At 34.2% G+C, this 15,348-nt stretch carries 15 protein-coding genes; 8 read left to right on the top strand and 7 right to left on the bottom strand.

From position 1 onward, the window contains the following. Window positions 1–14: 14 nt before the first annotated feature. Complete coding sequence (locus C1T31_RS00960) at window positions 15–1,193, top strand: murein hydrolase activator EnvC family protein (RefSeq protein ID WP_243398869.1); 1,179 nt, start codon at window positions 15–17, stop codon at window positions 1,191–1,193. Between the two features lie 16 nt (window positions 1,194–1,209). Next, window positions 1,210–1,926 (top strand): hypothetical protein, encoded by a 717-nt coding sequence (locus C1T31_RS00955; RefSeq protein WP_103050593.1) that lies wholly within the window; start codon window positions 1,210–1,212, stop codon window positions 1,924–1,926. Between the two features lie 8 nt (window positions 1,927–1,934). On the opposite strand, the gene C1T31_RS00950 is transcribed toward C1T31_RS00955, so the two are convergent. Together C1T31_RS00950 and C1T31_RS00945 are read right to left on the bottom strand one after the other, a co-directional pair. After that, entirely contained in the window at window positions 1,935–2,444 is a 510-nt protein-coding gene (locus tag C1T31_RS00950) for an acyl-CoA thioesterase (RefSeq protein ID WP_103050592.1), read from the bottom strand. 85 nt (window positions 2,445–2,529) lie between these two features. Beyond that, entirely contained in the window at window positions 2,530–3,486 is a 957-nt protein-coding gene (locus tag C1T31_RS00945; protein ID WP_103050591.1) for an HU domain-containing protein, read from the bottom strand. Between the two features lie 105 nt (window positions 3,487–3,591). Here C1T31_RS00945 and dprA point away from each other — a divergent pair, with 105 nt between their 5' ends. After that, complete coding sequence (gene dprA, locus C1T31_RS00940) at window positions 3,592–4,692, top strand: DNA-processing protein DprA (protein ID WP_103050590.1); 1,101 nt, start codon at window positions 3,592–3,594, stop codon at window positions 4,690–4,692. Between the two features lie 600 nt (window positions 4,693–5,292). On the opposite strand, the gene trpS is transcribed toward dprA, so the two are convergent. Then, window positions 5,293–6,261, bottom strand: coding sequence for a tryptophan--tRNA ligase (trpS, locus tag C1T31_RS00930; protein WP_103050588.1), 969 nt, complete (start codon window positions 6,259–6,261; stop codon window positions 5,293–5,295). Between the two features lie 104 nt (window positions 6,262–6,365). Here trpS and C1T31_RS00925 point away from each other — a divergent pair, with 104 nt between their 5' ends. Then, window positions 6,366–7,103, top strand: a complete 738-nt coding sequence (locus tag C1T31_RS00925; RefSeq protein WP_103050587.1) for a lysophospholipid acyltransferase family protein — start codon at window positions 6,366–6,368, stop codon at window positions 7,101–7,103. 89 nt (window positions 7,104–7,192) lie between these two features. Here C1T31_RS00925 and C1T31_RS00920 read toward each other — a convergent pair whose 3' ends face one another. The 4 genes from C1T31_RS00920 to recA form a co-directional block, all read right to left on the bottom strand. After that, window positions 7,193–8,971: a hypothetical protein gene (locus C1T31_RS00920; protein WP_103050586.1), complete on the bottom strand. Its 1,779-nt coding sequence runs from the start codon at window positions 8,969–8,971 to the stop codon at window positions 7,193–7,195. Further along, window positions 8,971–9,513 (bottom strand): RNA polymerase sigma factor, encoded by a 543-nt coding sequence (locus tag C1T31_RS00915; protein WP_103050585.1) that lies wholly within the window; start codon window positions 9,511–9,513, stop codon window positions 8,971–8,973. The genes C1T31_RS00920 and C1T31_RS00915 overlap by 1 nt, the downstream gene beginning before the upstream one ends. 29 nt (window positions 9,514–9,542) lie before the next feature. Then, window positions 9,543–9,950 (bottom strand): hypothetical protein, encoded by a 408-nt coding sequence (locus tag C1T31_RS00910; RefSeq protein ID WP_103050584.1) that lies wholly within the window; start codon window positions 9,948–9,950, stop codon window positions 9,543–9,545. Window positions 9,951–10,056: 106 nt separating this feature from the next. Next, entirely contained in the window at window positions 10,057–11,058 is a 1,002-nt protein-coding gene (recA, locus tag C1T31_RS00905) for a recombinase RecA (protein WP_103050583.1), read from the bottom strand. A 456-nt stretch (window positions 11,059–11,514) separates the two neighbouring features. Between recA and trhO the strand changes: the two genes are divergently transcribed. The 4 genes from trhO to C1T31_RS00885 all read left to right on the top strand — a co-directional run bounded on the left by trhO (window position 11,515) and on the right by C1T31_RS00885 (window position 15,346). Further along, window positions 11,515–12,585, top strand: a complete 1,071-nt coding sequence (trhO, locus tag C1T31_RS00900) for an oxygen-dependent tRNA uridine(34) hydroxylase TrhO (protein ID WP_103050582.1) — start codon at window positions 11,515–11,517, stop codon at window positions 12,583–12,585. 123 nt (window positions 12,586–12,708) lie between these two features. Further along, window positions 12,709–13,590: a radical SAM protein gene (locus C1T31_RS00895; RefSeq protein ID WP_243398868.1), complete on the top strand. Its 882-nt coding sequence runs from the start codon at window positions 12,709–12,711 to the stop codon at window positions 13,588–13,590. Window positions 13,591–13,698: 108 nt separating this feature from the next. Continuing rightward, window positions 13,699–14,871, top strand: coding sequence for a PSP1 domain-containing protein (locus tag C1T31_RS00890; RefSeq protein WP_103050580.1), 1,173 nt, complete (start codon window positions 13,699–13,701; stop codon window positions 14,869–14,871). Next, window positions 14,861–15,346 (top strand): gliding motility lipoprotein GldH, encoded by a 486-nt coding sequence (locus tag C1T31_RS00885; protein ID WP_103051276.1) that lies wholly within the window; start codon window positions 14,861–14,863, stop codon window positions 15,344–15,346. The genes C1T31_RS00890 and C1T31_RS00885 overlap by 11 nt, the downstream gene beginning before the upstream one ends. Window positions 15,347–15,348 lie beyond the last annotated feature (2 nt).

The following is a 15,348-nucleotide window of genomic DNA, read 5'->3' as shown; positions in this document are numbered from 1 at the left end:
TCATTTTTAGTCTAATGACCTCACTTTGTTTTTCACAAAGCAAAAAGCAGTTGGAACTGGAAGAAAGGCGCAATGAGTTGCGAAACGAGATCAAGCAGATCAATGAATTGCTTTTTAAAGATAAGAACAAGAAAAAGTCTCAAACCACGCTTATAGAGGACTTAAACTACCGAGTAAGTGTGCGAAAGAATTTAATATTAGTTACTAATCAGCAGGCGAATTTATTAACACGTGAAATAAACGACAATCAAAATAAAATAACAGAATTGCGTGATGAATTGGCAACACTCAAGGATAATTATGCTAAAATGATTGTCAAATCCTATAAGAGTAAAAGTGAACAAAGTCGGGTCATGTTCTTATTGTCTTCCACCAATTTCAAGCAAGCTTATAAACGCATTCAGTATTTAAATCAGTATGCTAATTACCAAAAAGAACAAGGCGAAGCGATAAAGATTAAAACAGCTGAATTGCAAGAAATCAACACCGATTTATTACGACAAAAAGCCGATAAGCAAAAACTTATTGAGGAGAATCGTGTGGCACAGCGGGAGCTGGAGAAAGAGCTGGGGCAACAACGTGAATTGATGGCTGCCATAAATAAGAATTTAAGTAACTACACAGCACAAATACGTGCTAAACAACGCGAAGCAGAAAAAATTGATCGTGAAATAGAGAAAATTATCCGTGAAGCCATTGCAGCTTCAAACAAAAAAGCGGGTAAAGCAACAACCGCTTCAAGTGGTTTTGCATTAACACCCGAAGCCAAAGCATTGGCTAAAGACTTTGTGTCCAATAAAGGCAAATTACTTTGGCCCGTTGAAAAAGGTGTGGTCAAGGTTCGGTATGGAAAACAACCGCATCCAGTTGTAAAAAATGTGACTATTCAAAGTAATGGCGTGCGTATTGCCACTGAAAAAAATGCAGATGTTCGCGCCATTTTTAATGGTGAGGTTATGCGAATCATTACCTCAAAAAATGGGAATCCAACAGTTTTAATTCAGCATGGTAACTATATCACGGCCTATTCCAATATGGCTAAAATTTATGTCAAAAAAGGCGATAAAGTTTCTACCAAAGAAACCATTGGGCAAGTATTTACAAATCCGTCCAGTGGCGAAACCATTTTAAACTTCTCTATTTTCAAAGAAACCAAAACCGTAAATCCCGCAGAATGGATTTATAGGATGTAATAATAGAACCAAATCTATGAAGGACTATTTATCATGTTTTTTTGTTCTATTTATTCTTTTATCATGCTCAAACAAATTTGAAGAAGGGTCTATACTAGAACAACAAGTCTATCAAGATATTTTTCCTAAATTGGTTGATAAAACTTTTAAGGATCATAGGAAAATGTTTGTTCCGCCGCCACCTCCTTACATACAAGGAGCCGCTAACAATGAACATACAAGGAAGTATAAAGATAAGGAAGAAATGGATGAAGCGTTTCGTCAAGCTGTTGAAAACCATAAAGTTTATCTAGATACTACAGATTTTGCTCCATTAACAGTTATTGTTTCTGATACTGTTGCTAAATATTCTAAAAAAGACAAACTTATATCTAGGCATAATAATATAAATTTTGATACGCAATGTATTAAATCATCATTTAAAATTGATGTTTCAAACATTGAAATGCCAGTTGGATATGATTTGAAATATAAGTCCGATTTCAGAGAATCTTTAGAGGGACTAAAAAATGCTGATTGGGAAAAATATCCTAATAAAGAGCAAAGGCATTTACATAAATTTTCAGGTGAACTTAACTTGTATCAAATTTATTTTAATAAAGAAAAAACCTATGGTTTTTTGCATGTAGGTTTTTATTGTGGTAAACTTTGTGGATGCAGTTATCGAGTTTTTGTAAAAAAAATTAACAAAAAATGGGTCATTGACGATATTCAAAATTTAGGCTGTGCTTAAATATTATATTACTCAAACAGTGCCTTTAACTCCGTGGCATCTTTAGGCTTCATTTTACCAGCAAGAACCAAACTTAATTGTTTGCGTCTTAAAGCCGCTGCATAGCGTTCTTTTTCCAAATCGGTTTCAGGAGTAATTTCAGGAATTTCAACAGGTCGTCCCGTTTCATCCACAGCTACAAATGTGTAGATGGCCTCATTAGCTTTAGTGCGCAATCCAGATTCGCGGTCCTCAATCCAAACATCCAAAAAGACTTCCATAGAAGTTTTAAAAGCTCGGGATACTTTCGCTTCAACCGTTACAACACTTCCTAGAGGCACAGAACGATTAAATGCCACATGGTTTACAGAAGCTGTGACCACAATACGACGACTATGACGCCTTGCAGCAATACTGGCACAACGATCCATTCTAGCCAAAAGCTCACCTCCAAATAAATTATTCAAAGGGTTGGTCTCACTTGGTAAAACCAAGTCAGTCATAATAGTTTTTGTTTGCTCGGGTGTTTTTGCTGTCATCATCCACTGTTTTAATGAAGTGCAAAGGTACGTTGAAAAAGGGATATGATTATAGCAATAATGTTATAATAATGCTATTTAAAGGCTAGTCAAGTTCCTTAACTAAAAGCCAAGCATCTGAATTGTGCGTACGTTTAATAGTTCGCAAGGCCTCTAAAGCTTCCAAGCGGTCTTCATAACTGGCATAAACCACTTCATGAAGGCCATATTTATTGACGCCTATTTTTCGAGCCTTAAAACCTTGTTCCTTTAATTGGCTTACTTTCTTATCACTGTTTTCTTCAATTCTAAAGGCCCCAGCAATAATGTGGTAATTGCCTGATTGTTTCGTAACGTTGAGTGTAACAGCAGGTAGTGGATTATCAATAACAAAGGTAGCTTCTTGGATTTTATGTTCTAATTGCTCATTGGCATGTTCTTGAGCCAATTGATTGTGCTCATTGATATTATCTACATAAAATTTTGATGCTCCTAGACCGCCAATGGTTAAGGCAATGAGTGCTACCGCAGCATATTTTAAGTAAGGACGCTTGGTATTTAAGCTTGAAGAATGACGTCGTTCAGGAGTTACAGCAATTGGAACAACTTTTTCGATTTCTTCAACGGTTTCTTTGTAACTTTCACGCTTGACATCTTCAGATACAAATTGAGATAAACCAAAAGCATCCGTTAAATAGTTTAAATGATATGACGGTTCAAAAAGTATTTTGCCTTCTTGGTTTAATGAGAGACTGCCAATATTGTGAAAATCGACCGTTTCGCCTTCAATTAAAAAGGATTTTAAATACTTAACACGCTTTTGAACTTTTTTGGTTGCTTCTTCGTATGGTATTTTTTCAACATCAGCAATATAATGCGCCAAAAGGCCATCGTTTTTTTGAATTTGTTCATTAAACGATAGGATTTTTTTTGGCGGATAGAACGTATGTGTAGATTCGTGAATTGTTGCTGAAACTCTACGGGTTAAAAACGATCCGAAATCAGGAATAGTCACACATTCGTATCGGTACAGTAAATCGCTTATGTAAGGCTCTAATTGCATTAAAACAAAGTTAAAAAATTTTGAAGGCGGACAAAATTAGGTTCAGACTATTTATTAACATCTTAAAATTTCTTTTCTTGTATTTTCTAAATCAACTGTTTAATAATGACGGACAACGAACTCATTCACATTCTGGCTTTACAACATGTCCCGAACATTGGTGATATAACGGCTAAAAAACTGATTAATCACTGCGGTTCGGTTGAAGCTGTTTTTAAAGAAAAAAAGCAAAACCTATTAAAAATTGACGGTATTGGAACCATTGTTATAAGCGATTTATTTAACAAGGAGCATTTTACTGCAGCTGAAGATGAGTTATTGTTTATTAAAGACAATGACATCACTTGTCTTTATTTCACGGACTCTGAATATCCAGAGCGATTAAAGCATTGTATAGATAGTCCTATTTTAATGTTTCAATCTGGAAATATAAAACTAAAAAACCAACACATAATTAGTATTGTTGGTACACGGAAAATCACCACTTCTGGAATTGATTTTTGTAACACGCTGGTTGAAGATTTGTCTGTTTTTAATCCAGTTATAGTTTCTGGTTTTGCCTATGGAACAGATATTACAGCTCAAAAAGCAGCTCTAAAACATAATTTGCAAACTATTGGCTGTCTTGCACATGGATTGAATCAGATATATCCCAAAGTTCATAAAAAATACGTTGCTGATATTAAAAAGCATGGAGGTTTTTTTACCGATTTTTGGAGCAGTGATGCCTTTGACAGGAATAATTTTTTAAAACGTAACCGCATCATTGCTGGCTTAAGTGAAGCAACCATCGTAATCGAATCAGCAGAAAAAGGAGGTAGTTTGGTTACTGCTGATATTGCCAATTCTTACAATCGTGATGTGTTTGCTGTTCCTGGGCGTACAACTGACAAGCAAAGCGTAGGGTGTAATAATCTGATTAAGTTTCAAAAGGCACACTTATTATCAAGTCCATTGGATATTCCATATATGTTGAACTGGGAGTTGGATAATAAAGAGAAACCTACTGTTCAAAAGCAATTGTTCGTTGAATTAACCGATGAAGAAAAAATCATTTATAATTATTTAAAAGCTGACAAACAACAACTGGACATCATTGCACTCGAATGTAGATTGCCCATTTTTAAGGTAGCCAGTTTATTATTAAATATGGAACTAAACGGTGTTGTTAGACCCTTACCAGGTAAATATTTTGAGGTTATTTAAACGCTGATTATTAATTTCTTTGGCATTTTCAATATGATTAATAAAACAGAATATCGAATAATATTATCGTCACTCATTTGCGTAGGTTGCGTGTTCTTACTAAAGTCAAATTTAGAATACACAACTATTACGTTTGGGTTAATTATGGGTTTGTCAAATTTTCAAACTATCAAAATAAATAAAGTTCTTGGGGTTGTTTTGTGTGTTCTTTTTTCATTTCTCTCTTTTCTAATAGCTTTTTTGAGTTTTGGCTTGTTTTCAAGTGATATGAGTTTAATTAATCAGGATTTAGCCAATGTTTTATCACTTTTAATTTCAGCATATATTATAGCTCCAGTTTCTCTTCTTATACTTTATTCTTTTATATTTAATTATGGTAACTTTAAAACTAAAAAGGTTTATATAACTCTTTCAATTATATTATTGTTAGTAGTCGGATATTTAATTCCATACTTTAAAGTTTTCGAGAAGAATATTGTTATCTTTTCTATTTGGCAAATAACGATGTCTTTCGTAATACATATTGTTTTAGGTAAAAGAACACCGAAGCGAAATAGACAATGGTTCTGAAAGGTAAAAAAGCTCTTTTATTTACGCTATTTAATACCCAACTTTTTCACGAACACGGTTTAGAACATCATCAGCCACAAGCTTTGCTTTTTGAGCCCCAACATGTAAGGCCTTATCTATTTCGTTTAGGTTTGCCATATAATGATTATAGCGTTCGCGAGGTTCAGCAAATTTTTCAACAATTAATTCAAAAAGCGCCTGTTTAGCATGACCGTAACCATAACCACCAGCTTCGTAATTGGCTTTCATTTTTGCAACATCTTCAACAGAAGCTAGAATGCTGTATAAAGCAAAACAATTACAGGTTTTCCAATCTTTAGGATCTTCTAAAGGGGTACTATCTGTCATTATAGACATGATTTGCTTGCGCAGTTTCTTGTCGTCTAAAAAGATATTGATGATGTTTCCACGACTTTTACTCATCTTTTCACCATCGGTACCTGGAATAAGCATGGTGTTTTCCTGTATTTTGCCTTCAGGCAATACGAAAGTTTCACCCATTTTGGCATGAAAACGGGATGCAACATCACGAGTCATTTCAATATGCTGTAATTGGTCTTTACCTACCGGAATAATATTGGCATCGTACAATAAAATATCTGCGGCCATTAACATCGGGTAATTAAATAAACCCGAATTTACATCTTCCAATCTATCCGCTTTATCCTTAAAACTATGTGCCAGTGTTAACCGTTGATATGGAAAAAAACAACTTAAATACCAGGCCAATTCAGTAACTTGAGGTATATCACTTTGTCTGTAAAACACGGTTTTATCAATGTCTAAACCAAAAGCTAACCAGGTAGCGGCAACCGAATAGGTATTGTGTCGTAATTCTTCGGCATTTTTAATTTGCGTGAGTGTGTGCAAATTAGCAATAAACAAAAACGAATCATTTTCAGGATTATTCGCCATTTCAATTGCGGGCATAATAGCCCCTAAAATATTACCTAAATGTGGAGTGCCTGTACTTTGTATTCCTGTTAAAATTCTAGCCATAGATATTTAATGCCACAGCAGCATGTCTTGTTATTGATTAAACCTAAAGCAAAGGTAATTTTTTTAGTATAATAGCTCAATTTATTTAAGTAGTTTTGAACCTTATGATTGTATTCAAGTATCTATTCTGGATTTTATATCGTATTTGGTTCTATATTTTGGTGGCGTTACCCATAATTATTTTGTTTCCTTTATTGTTCATTTCGATACTTAAAGAGTCATGGTATCCATTCTTCTTCAAACTTGCGCGATTTTGGGCTTATTTTATTTTAATAGGAATGGGATTCAAAATCAGTATCAAGCAAGAGCAAAAAACACAAAAGAATGCAAGTTATATGTTTGTTGCCAATCATACTTCTATGGCCGATATCATGTTGATGCTTGTGGTTACCAAAAACCCTTTTGTTTTTGTTGGTAAAAAAGAATTGGCCAAGATTCCACTATTTGGGTTTTTTTACAAACGCACTTGTATTTTAGTTGATAGAAGTTCAGAAAAAAGCAGAAAAGCCGTTTTTTTGAGAGCTCAAAGACGTTTAAAACAAGGTTTAAGTATCTGTATTTTTCCAGAAGGTGGTGTGCCAGATGAATCCATTATTTTAGATGATTTTAAAGATGGTGCTTTTAGGTTAGCCATTAATCATCAAATTCCTATAGCACCTTTTATTTTTTTGGATAACAAACAACGCTTTTCTTATACTTTCTTTAGCGGAGGACCCGGTAAAATGCGCGTTATTGGGAAAGAGTTCATTGAAACTAAAGGCTTTAAAATTGAAGACACCAAAAAGTTGAATTCTCAAGTGCGAACGATTATACTTAACACATTGCAAAATGGCCAAAAATAAAAAACCGCTCTTGGCACAGAGCGGTTTTTTGTTCATCATTGCTTTTTCAAAGAGCGTTGAAAAAACAACCAATCTAACCAACTAAAAAACTAAAATTTATAACTAAATCCAGTATAAACACCTATTATGTAGGGTCTAAAATTACCAGAGGTATTTTCAAATCCATTCAATTGATATTTGAAGGTAGGCTCCAAATTAAATTTAAATGTTTCAGAAAATTTATAGTTGATACCAATACCTAAATTGGTACTAAAACTCACGTTGTTCACATTATTGGCTTCACCAATATAGGTCTTGTATTCTTCAAATTCTGAATAGACTTCATTGCCATCTAAAAAGAACGTACTAACACCGCCAATGATATTAAATCCAAAACGATTATTGACTAGTTTATATTCCAATTCAACAGGAACTTCATAATAACTCAATCTTTGGCTTATGGCAGCATTGTATAATTCATCAAACACCTGTTGAACGCCTAAATTGTCGGCACTAAAGGCATTTAAAGACTGACTTTGAGGCGCTAAATTGATATTTCTTAATGGATTAGTATTAGGATTATTGGTGTTGCTATTTGGAGTTTCATATAAAATAACATTGTCAGTATCATAACTTAAATTAAGTGAATTAACGCCAGATCTTACAGACAGTTTCTTACTTAAGGCATAACTGACATTTACGCCATAACTAGTATTTACTTCACCGCTTTTAGAATTTGATACAAATTGCTCATCAATGTGCGATCCTTTACCTAGAGAATTATAGTAAACAGGAGCAATATTAGCAGCAACTTGCCACCTGTTTACCAATTCTTCTTTTTCTTCTTCTTTTTCACTAATGTTGTCTAGTTGAGCAATTTCTTCCTCAATAGATGGCAATTCGCTTGCTGCAAGCGAATCACCAACTTTTTGATTGTCCTCTTTTTCTTTTTCATTATGAGGTGTGTCATTTTCCATAGCGTTAAAAACGACAGCTTCTTGAGTTTTTTCCAATTCTAAAGCATTTTCAACAGCATTTTTATCCAATTCAGGGTTTGAATTAGATTGAGCTACAGCCGAATTGGCTTTATTAACACTAGAAGAAACTTGGGGGTTATTTTTAGAATTTAATATTTCAAGATTATTAGATGTGGTTTTGTTTTTCTGGTTATTGTCTGTTGCTTCTTGAGTTCCTTTGTCAAGATAATTATCAGTAGCGTTGGTTGAATTAGAAACAACAGCATTTTTGGATGATTTTTCTAATTGAGATATTTCCACAGAATGATTATTGACTGTTGAATTTGATGAGTTTTCAATATTGTTTTTACCCGCTTCAGATTTTGAAACAGCAACATCAGATTTAGAAAACGAATTCAAACTAGAACCATTTTGGTTTGAATTGGTGCTTGGGCTATCATTTGTTATCTCATCCTCATAATCAACCATATCAGAAGCTACAGACTCTTTTGAAGAATTAGCAATAGATTCCTTGTCTGTAGAAAATGAAGGCGCTAATTGAGAATCTAAATTATCTTCAACTGAATGGTCGTTTTCGTTGCCACTTTTTGTTGATTGATTGTCTTTATCAGTTTGACTGTTTTGAGAATTCTCATTAAAGGGCTCTTGTGAATTGGTATCAACAGTATTTTGATTGGGCTCACTTGAAATAAGATCAGCACTGTTGAACACAAATGAACCTATAGTAAACAATAATGCCAATAGCGCAGCAATTCCAACAATACGCATCCATATTGGAATAATTTTTTTAGGCTCGTCTTTCTCTAAATTTAACTTGCTTTGAATGTTATCCCAAAGTTCTGGTTTAGGAGACACTTCAAAATCTTTCAATTTTTCTTGAAAAATCCTATCGATATGTTTTTTATCACTCATTACAATGATTGCGAATTTAAACTCGCTTTAAAAATTTCAATTTTTTCTATTAACAACTTTCTAGCTCTTGCTAAATTTGATTTTGATGTTCCCAACGAAATATTCAACATTTCGGCTATTTCACTATGTGAATAACCATCAAGTGCATATAAATTGAACACCAATCTATAACGGTCTGGTAACTCTTGAATAATGTTTAACAAAAAGTCTATAGTCAAATCATCATCTTCAATGTCCAATTCAACATCTTCAATTAACTCTTCATTAATTATTTCAAAAACACCTTGATTTCTATAACGCTGCAGAGCAGTGTTTATAGTAATCCGTTTTAACCAACCTTCAAAAGAACCTTTGTTATCATATTGACTTATTTTATTGAAAATAGTCAAAAAAGCATCTTGCAGATTGTCCTCTGCCTCCGCATAGTTTTTTGAGTACTTTAAGCATATCGAAAACAATTTACTCGAAAAGAGTTGATATAGTTCACTTTGCGCTTTAGTATCATTTTTACTACAATTAATTATGAGTTGTTTTAAACTCACATGACATGAATATTAATTAAACACTAACTTTAATCTATAACAGGAACCTCAACAATCAAATATTGATCTTCTCCGTTTTCATCTTCACCTTGCCAAAATTTAAAGACATAGGAATCTTCGGTTGTGGCCTTAAATCTAAATGAGGCTTCTGTTAGGGCATCGATATCTGTACAAGTATAATTCCCCTGAAAATAATTTGCCACAATAGCAACTGTTCTTTCATTGGATTCACTCATATAGTAAATATCATTGAATCCGTGGCATGATGTGGGTCGTAAATACTCAAGATAAATATCATAAGTTTCATTACGCTCAAACTCTGTTGGAAGAATGGCATTTTCAACAGGCAAAATCACAAATGAAACTTCCTGCATTCCATCGTCAATACTACAGGATAGTGCCAATAAAAACAACAAACAAACAACTATTTTTTTCATGGTATTATTAAATGTTTAAATCACATGTTCACTCTATAGATGCAAAAAGTGCAAAAAGGTTGCGTCAAAAAATAAAAAAAATCCCAAATTTTTGGGATTTTTTTGATTATGAGGACTTTAGCGCCTCCCTAATTTTGCTTTCAAGCTCATCCATAAGCTCCGGATTGTCTTTTATGAGGGCTTTTACGGCATCTCGCCCTTGACCCAACTTTGTTTCGTCATAACTAAACCAAGAACCACTCTTTTTAACAATTTCAAGATCAACAGCAATATCCAATATTTCTCCAACTTTGGAAACACCTTCGCCGTACATAATATCAAATTCCGCAGTCTTGAATGGTGGAGCTACTTTGTTTTTTACAATTTTTACACGAGTTTTATTACCAGTTACATTCCCATCAGTTTCTTTTATTTGGGTAGAACGTCTAATGTCTATTCTAACAGAGGCATAAAATTTAAGGGCGTTCCCACCAGTTGTTGTTTCAGGATTGCCAAACATGACCCCAATTTTTTCTCGCAATTGGTTTATAAAAATAACCGTACAATTTGTTTTACTAATGGAGGCAGTTAACTTTCTTAAGGCTTGTGACATTAATCTGGCATGTAATCCCATTTTGGAATCACCCATTTCACCTTCAATTTCGCTTTTAGGGGTTAGGGCTGCCACAGAATCAATGACGACAATGTCAATTGCTCCCGAGCGAATTAAATTATCAGCAATTTCCAATGCTTGTTCACCGTTATCAGGTTGCGAAATAATTAGGTTGTCTATATCAACACCTAATTTTTCAGCATAAAACCTATCGAATGCGTGTTCGGCATCAATAAAAGCTGCAATACCACCGCCTTTTTGAGCTTCAGCAATGGCATGAAGTGTTAATGTGGTTTTACCAGAAGATTCCGGACCATAAATTTCTATAACGCGTCCCCTTGGATAACCGCCTACACCCAGTGCAATATCTAAACCTAAAGAACCAGAAGGTATGGCATCAACATCAACCACCGCCTGATCACTCATTTTCATTACTGTTCCTTTGCCATAGGCCTTATCTAGCTTGTCTAAAGTTAGCTTTAACGCTTTTAGTTTTGCATCTTTTTCACTGCTCATTTGTTGTTGTATTTTTAATTAGATAGGTCAGCTAAATTACGATAAGTTTTAATTTTTTCAATAATCTTACGCAACCTTTTTGCACTTTTTGCATCTACTATATAAAGTGGGGAACTTTTGCTATGAAATCAATCGTATTTTGTGCGATTAATTTTGTCTGCTCTTTTTAACATTTAAAAAATTGTACAGATGAAATTTATTAAGAAAACTTTAATTAACAAGGCATTAGGCGTTTCAGTTGTTGTATTTATAAACAGTAGCTGTAAAGCCGATGGAGGTTAGCTCTTATTATGTTTTTTGATTTAGAAGAATGAAAAAATATTAATAACGAGTTAGTCTACTAAAAGCGTTCTGAAATCAGAGCGCTTTTTTTATGGACTGTCATTAAAATCAGAATTCATATTAAATATGTACTTTTGCAGCAAATAAATCTTTAACCTTAAAAATTCGTATAGCATGCAACTGTACAATAACTTAAGCGCTAAAGAAAGAGCAGCCTTAATTGAGCAAGCGGGAAAAGACCGCTTGACGATCTCTTTCTATAAATACGCCAAAATTAAAAACCCTGAACTTTTTAGAAATCACATGTTCCTTGCTTGGGACAAAATGGATGTGCTCGGTAGAATTTACATCGCTACCGAAGGTATCAATGCACAATTATCAGTTCCGGCAGAAAACTTCAATGATTTCAAAGAACATTTAGACACCATTTCATTTCTAGAAAATGTGAGATTGAATGTCGCTATTGAGCATGATAATTTTGCCTTTTTAAAACTGAAAGTAAAGGTTCGCGACAAGATTGTCGCTGATGGATTGAATGACGAAACATTTGATGTGACCAACAAAGGGATACATGTTGGAGCAGAACAATTTAATGAGCTCATTGAAGATCCTGATGTTGTGTTGGTTGATATGCGAAACCACTACGAAAGTGAAATAGGACACTTTAAGAATGCGGTTACACCTGATGTGGATACTTTTAGAGAATCATTGGATATTATTGAAGAAGATTTACGAGAACACAAAGAGGATAAAAAGTTGGTTATGTATTGTACAGGAGGCATCCGTTGTGAAAAAGCAAGTGCCTATTACAAGCATAAAGGTTTTAAAAATGTTTTTCAATTGGAAGGAGGCATCATCAATTATGCTCGTCAAGTTGAGGAACAAGGACTGGAGAACAAATTCATTGGGAAAAATTTTGTTTTTGATCAAAGGCGTTCAGAACGCATTTCTGATGATATCATTGCCCAGTGCCATCAATGTGGCGAGCCAGCGGATTTACATACCAATTGCGCCAATGAGGCCTGCCATTTGTTATTCATTCAATGTGATAGTTGTAAAGAAAAAATGGAGAATTGTTGCTCAACCAACTGTATGGAAATAAACAGATTGCCTTATGAAGAGCAAAAAGCTTTACGCAAAGGCCAAGGGAATAGCAATGATATTTTCAAAAAAGGTCGTGCAGATCATTTACCTTTTAAAAAAGATTTACGAAACATCTTTGAGGTATTGGACAAAAAGAGCTAGATGGATATTTACAAGCTGCTACAGTTAAATAGAAAAATAAAAAGCCACAGAATTAAGTTTCTGGGGCTTTTTCTGTTACATAAATTTAATAGGCGATATTTAGCTGTAAACCTTGACCCCGTTATGGCCTGTAACTTACGTTGCAAAATGTGTTACTTTACGGATGCAGATTATGTTAAAACTTTAAAAGGTCAATTTAAAGAAGAAGAGCTTGATCAAGTGGCCAATGCCATTTTTAAGAGAGCATTAAAACTTCAAATAGGTTGTGGTACAGAGCCTACGTTATACAAAAACTTGGAACACATTGTTACTTTGGGTAAGACGTTTAAAGTTCCTTACATATCATTGACCACTAATGCCAATTTGTTGGATGAAGAAAAAATAGAAAGCTTGCTAAAAGCAGGTTTAAATGAGTTCACTATTTCCCTTCATGGTGTGACAAAAGAAAGCTATGAAAGCTTCATGAAAAAGGCGAGTTATGAAAAGTTCCACAACGCATTCAAGGCGTTTCAAAAGCTAAAAGCTCAATACAACTTTAGGGTTCGTATCAATTATACGTTTAATAAGGACAATTTCTATGAGCTGAAGGATTTCTTTAAGCATTTTAATGGTGAAAGCTTTGACATTCTTCAGATAAGGCCCATTCAAAAAATTGGAAATACAGAGTACAATGATTTTGACCTAGATTCCCTTCGAGAAGACTATCCTGACTTAATCAATTGTATTAGAGAAAACTGCAAAAAGAATAATATCACGCTTTTGGCACCAGATCATATTCCTGATAAAAAAGCCCTAAACGATTCTAGCTTAATATTTGACTATACCTTTTGTTACGTTTCTCCTCAAAAATTTTGGAAAGAAGGATTTAATTGGAAACAGGAAACTTTCAATGATTTTTCAAAGAAAATAGGTTGGAGCAACACACTTTTTTCAAATATTTTTAAATCAAAAGACACCCTAAAGACCTTGTCCAATAGACTGAATTATGAAATAGAATTCAATTAAACTTTTGCGTTTTAAAGTCTTTAGAATAATCTTATCTTTACGTTTTAAATTTCAATATTAATTATCTTCTGAACTTTAGTGTTCAGAATCTATATATACCAAAAATGTATGGCTTGTGGAACGTGTGCAACGGGGAAAGATGGTCAACCCAAAGGATGTAAGAACAATGGAACATGCGGAACGGACAGTTGTAATAAACTAACGGTTTTTGATTGGTTGGCTAATATGTCGCTACCAGATGGAATTGAACCTTTCAATTGGGTGGAGGTTCGTTTTAAGAATGGTAGAAAACAATACTATAAAAATACCGAGAACCTCACATTAAGCATTGGCGATGTCGTAGCAACGCAAGCCGAATATGGACATGACGTTGGCATGGTAACACTTACGGGTGAATTGGTACGTGTTCAAATGAAGCGTAAAAAATTGTCTGAAGATGACCCTGAAGCATTTAAAATTTATCGTAAGGCCTCGCAAAAGGACATTAATATTTGGTCCGATGCAAGGGATAGAGAGGAGCCTATGAAAGTCAAAGCCAGACAATTTGCTATTGACCTAAAACTTCAAATGAAGATATCGGACATTGAATTTCAAGGTGATGCCAGCAAGGCTACATTCTATTATACGGCTGAAGATCGTGTGGATTTCAGAGAACTAATCAAACTTTTTGCGAAAGAGTTTAAGACCAGAATTGAAATGCGTCAGGTTGGTTTTCGTCAGGAGGCATCCAGGCTGGGAGGTATTGGTTCCTGTGGACGTGAATTATGTTGTTCAACTTGGCTAACTGATTTTCGTTCGGTTAGCACTTCGGCCGCAAGATACCAGCAGCTGTCATTAAATCCATTAAAATTGGCTGGCCAATGTGGCAAACTAAAATGTTGTTTAAACTACGAGTTGGACACCTATTTAGATGCGCTTAAAGATTTTCCTAAAACAGAAATTAAACTTCAAACTGAAAAAGGAGTTGCTGTTTGTCAAAAAACAGATATTTTCAAAGGACATATGTGGTATGCTTATGAGGGCGAGTGGATGAATTGGCATAAAATCACAACCGATCAAGCCAATGAAATAATAGCCCTTAACAAGCAAAAAAAGAAAGTAACTAGCCTCGAGGAATATGCTTCAGACTTAATAGAAAATACTAAAACAGAATTTGAAAACGTTGTTGGTCAAGATAGTTTAACACGTTTTGATAGTCCAAAACACAAAAATAAACGTAAAAATAAAAGAAGCAACAAAAGAAGACGCAAACCTCAAAGCAAAAAAAATAATGCGAAATAATATAATATTTGTTGTGTTATGCCTTTTGGTGGTCTTTTCTTGTGACTCTAATCGGGTTTATGATGTTTATAAATCATTGCCAAATGAATGGCACAAAGATTCTGTTGTTAGTTTTAAAATCAACCCTCCAGACACCATAAATCCATATAATTTATTTGTTAATTTAAGAAACAATAACGATTACCAGTTTAGTAATTTATATTTGATTGTCGAGATGAATTTTCCTCATGGTAGAACAATCAAGGATACCCTGCAATATAAAATGGCAGAACCAAATGGTGAGTTGCTAGGAACAGGTTTTACCGATGTAAAAGAAAATAAACTCTGGTATAAGGAAGGTGTTGTTTTTAATGAAGCAGGTCAGTACACTATTAAAATCCAACAGGCTATGCGCGAAAATGGTAAGGTAGATGGCATGGATAATTTGCAAGGCATAACGGATGTTGGTTTTAGAATTGAAAAACCATTAGAGTAATA

The organism is Hanstruepera neustonica, assembly GCF_002895005.1.
Taxonomy (GTDB): domain Bacteria; phylum Bacteroidota; class Bacteroidia; order Flavobacteriales; family Flavobacteriaceae; genus Hanstruepera; species Hanstruepera neustonica.
This window is presented reverse-complemented; position numbering and strand designations above follow the sequence as displayed.

What these genes read in the sequence shown, in the direction of transcription:
- C1T31_RS00960 (WP_243398869.1), top strand. Translation starts at nt 15, where the DNA reads ATGACCTCACTTTGTTTTTCACAAAGCAAAAAGCAGTTGGAACTGGAA.
- C1T31_RS00955 (WP_103050593.1), top strand. Translation starts at nt 1,210, where the DNA reads ATGAAGGACTATTTATCATGTTTTTTTGTTCTATTTATTCTTTTATCA.
- C1T31_RS00950 (WP_103050592.1), bottom strand. Translation starts at nt 2,444, where the DNA reads ATGACAGCAAAAACACCCGAGCAAACAAAAACTATTATGACTGACTTG.
- C1T31_RS00945 (WP_103050591.1), bottom strand. Translation starts at nt 3,486, where the DNA reads ATGCAATTAGAGCCTTACATAAGCGATTTACTGTACCGATACGAATGT.
- dprA (WP_103050590.1), top strand. Translation starts at nt 3,592, where the DNA reads ATGACGGACAACGAACTCATTCACATTCTGGCTTTACAACATGTCCCG.
- trpS (WP_103050588.1), bottom strand. Translation starts at nt 6,261, where the DNA reads ATGGCTAGAATTTTAACAGGAATACAAAGTACAGGCACTCCACATTTA.
- C1T31_RS00925 (WP_103050587.1), top strand. Translation starts at nt 6,366, where the DNA reads ATGATTGTATTCAAGTATCTATTCTGGATTTTATATCGTATTTGGTTC.
- C1T31_RS00920 (WP_103050586.1), bottom strand. Translation starts at nt 8,971, where the DNA reads ATGAGTGATAAAAAACATATCGATAGGATTTTTCAAGAAAAATTGAAA.
- C1T31_RS00910 (WP_103050584.1), bottom strand. Translation starts at nt 9,950, where the DNA reads ATGAAAAAAATAGTTGTTTGTTTGTTGTTTTTATTGGCACTATCCTGT.
- recA (WP_103050583.1), bottom strand. Translation starts at nt 11,058, where the DNA reads ATGAGCAGTGAAAAAGATGCAAAACTAAAAGCGTTAAAGCTAACTTTA.
- trhO (WP_103050582.1), top strand. Translation starts at nt 11,515, where the DNA reads ATGCAACTGTACAATAACTTAAGCGCTAAAGAAAGAGCAGCCTTAATT.
- C1T31_RS00895 (WP_243398868.1), top strand. Translation starts at nt 12,709, where the DNA reads ATGGCCTGTAACTTACGTTGCAAAATGTGTTACTTTACGGATGCAGAT.
- C1T31_RS00890 (WP_103050580.1), top strand. Translation starts at nt 13,699, where the DNA reads ATGGCTTGTGGAACGTGTGCAACGGGGAAAGATGGTCAACCCAAAGGA.
- C1T31_RS00885 (WP_103051276.1), top strand. Translation starts at nt 14,861, where the DNA reads ATGCGAAATAATATAATATTTGTTGTGTTATGCCTTTTGGTGGTCTTT.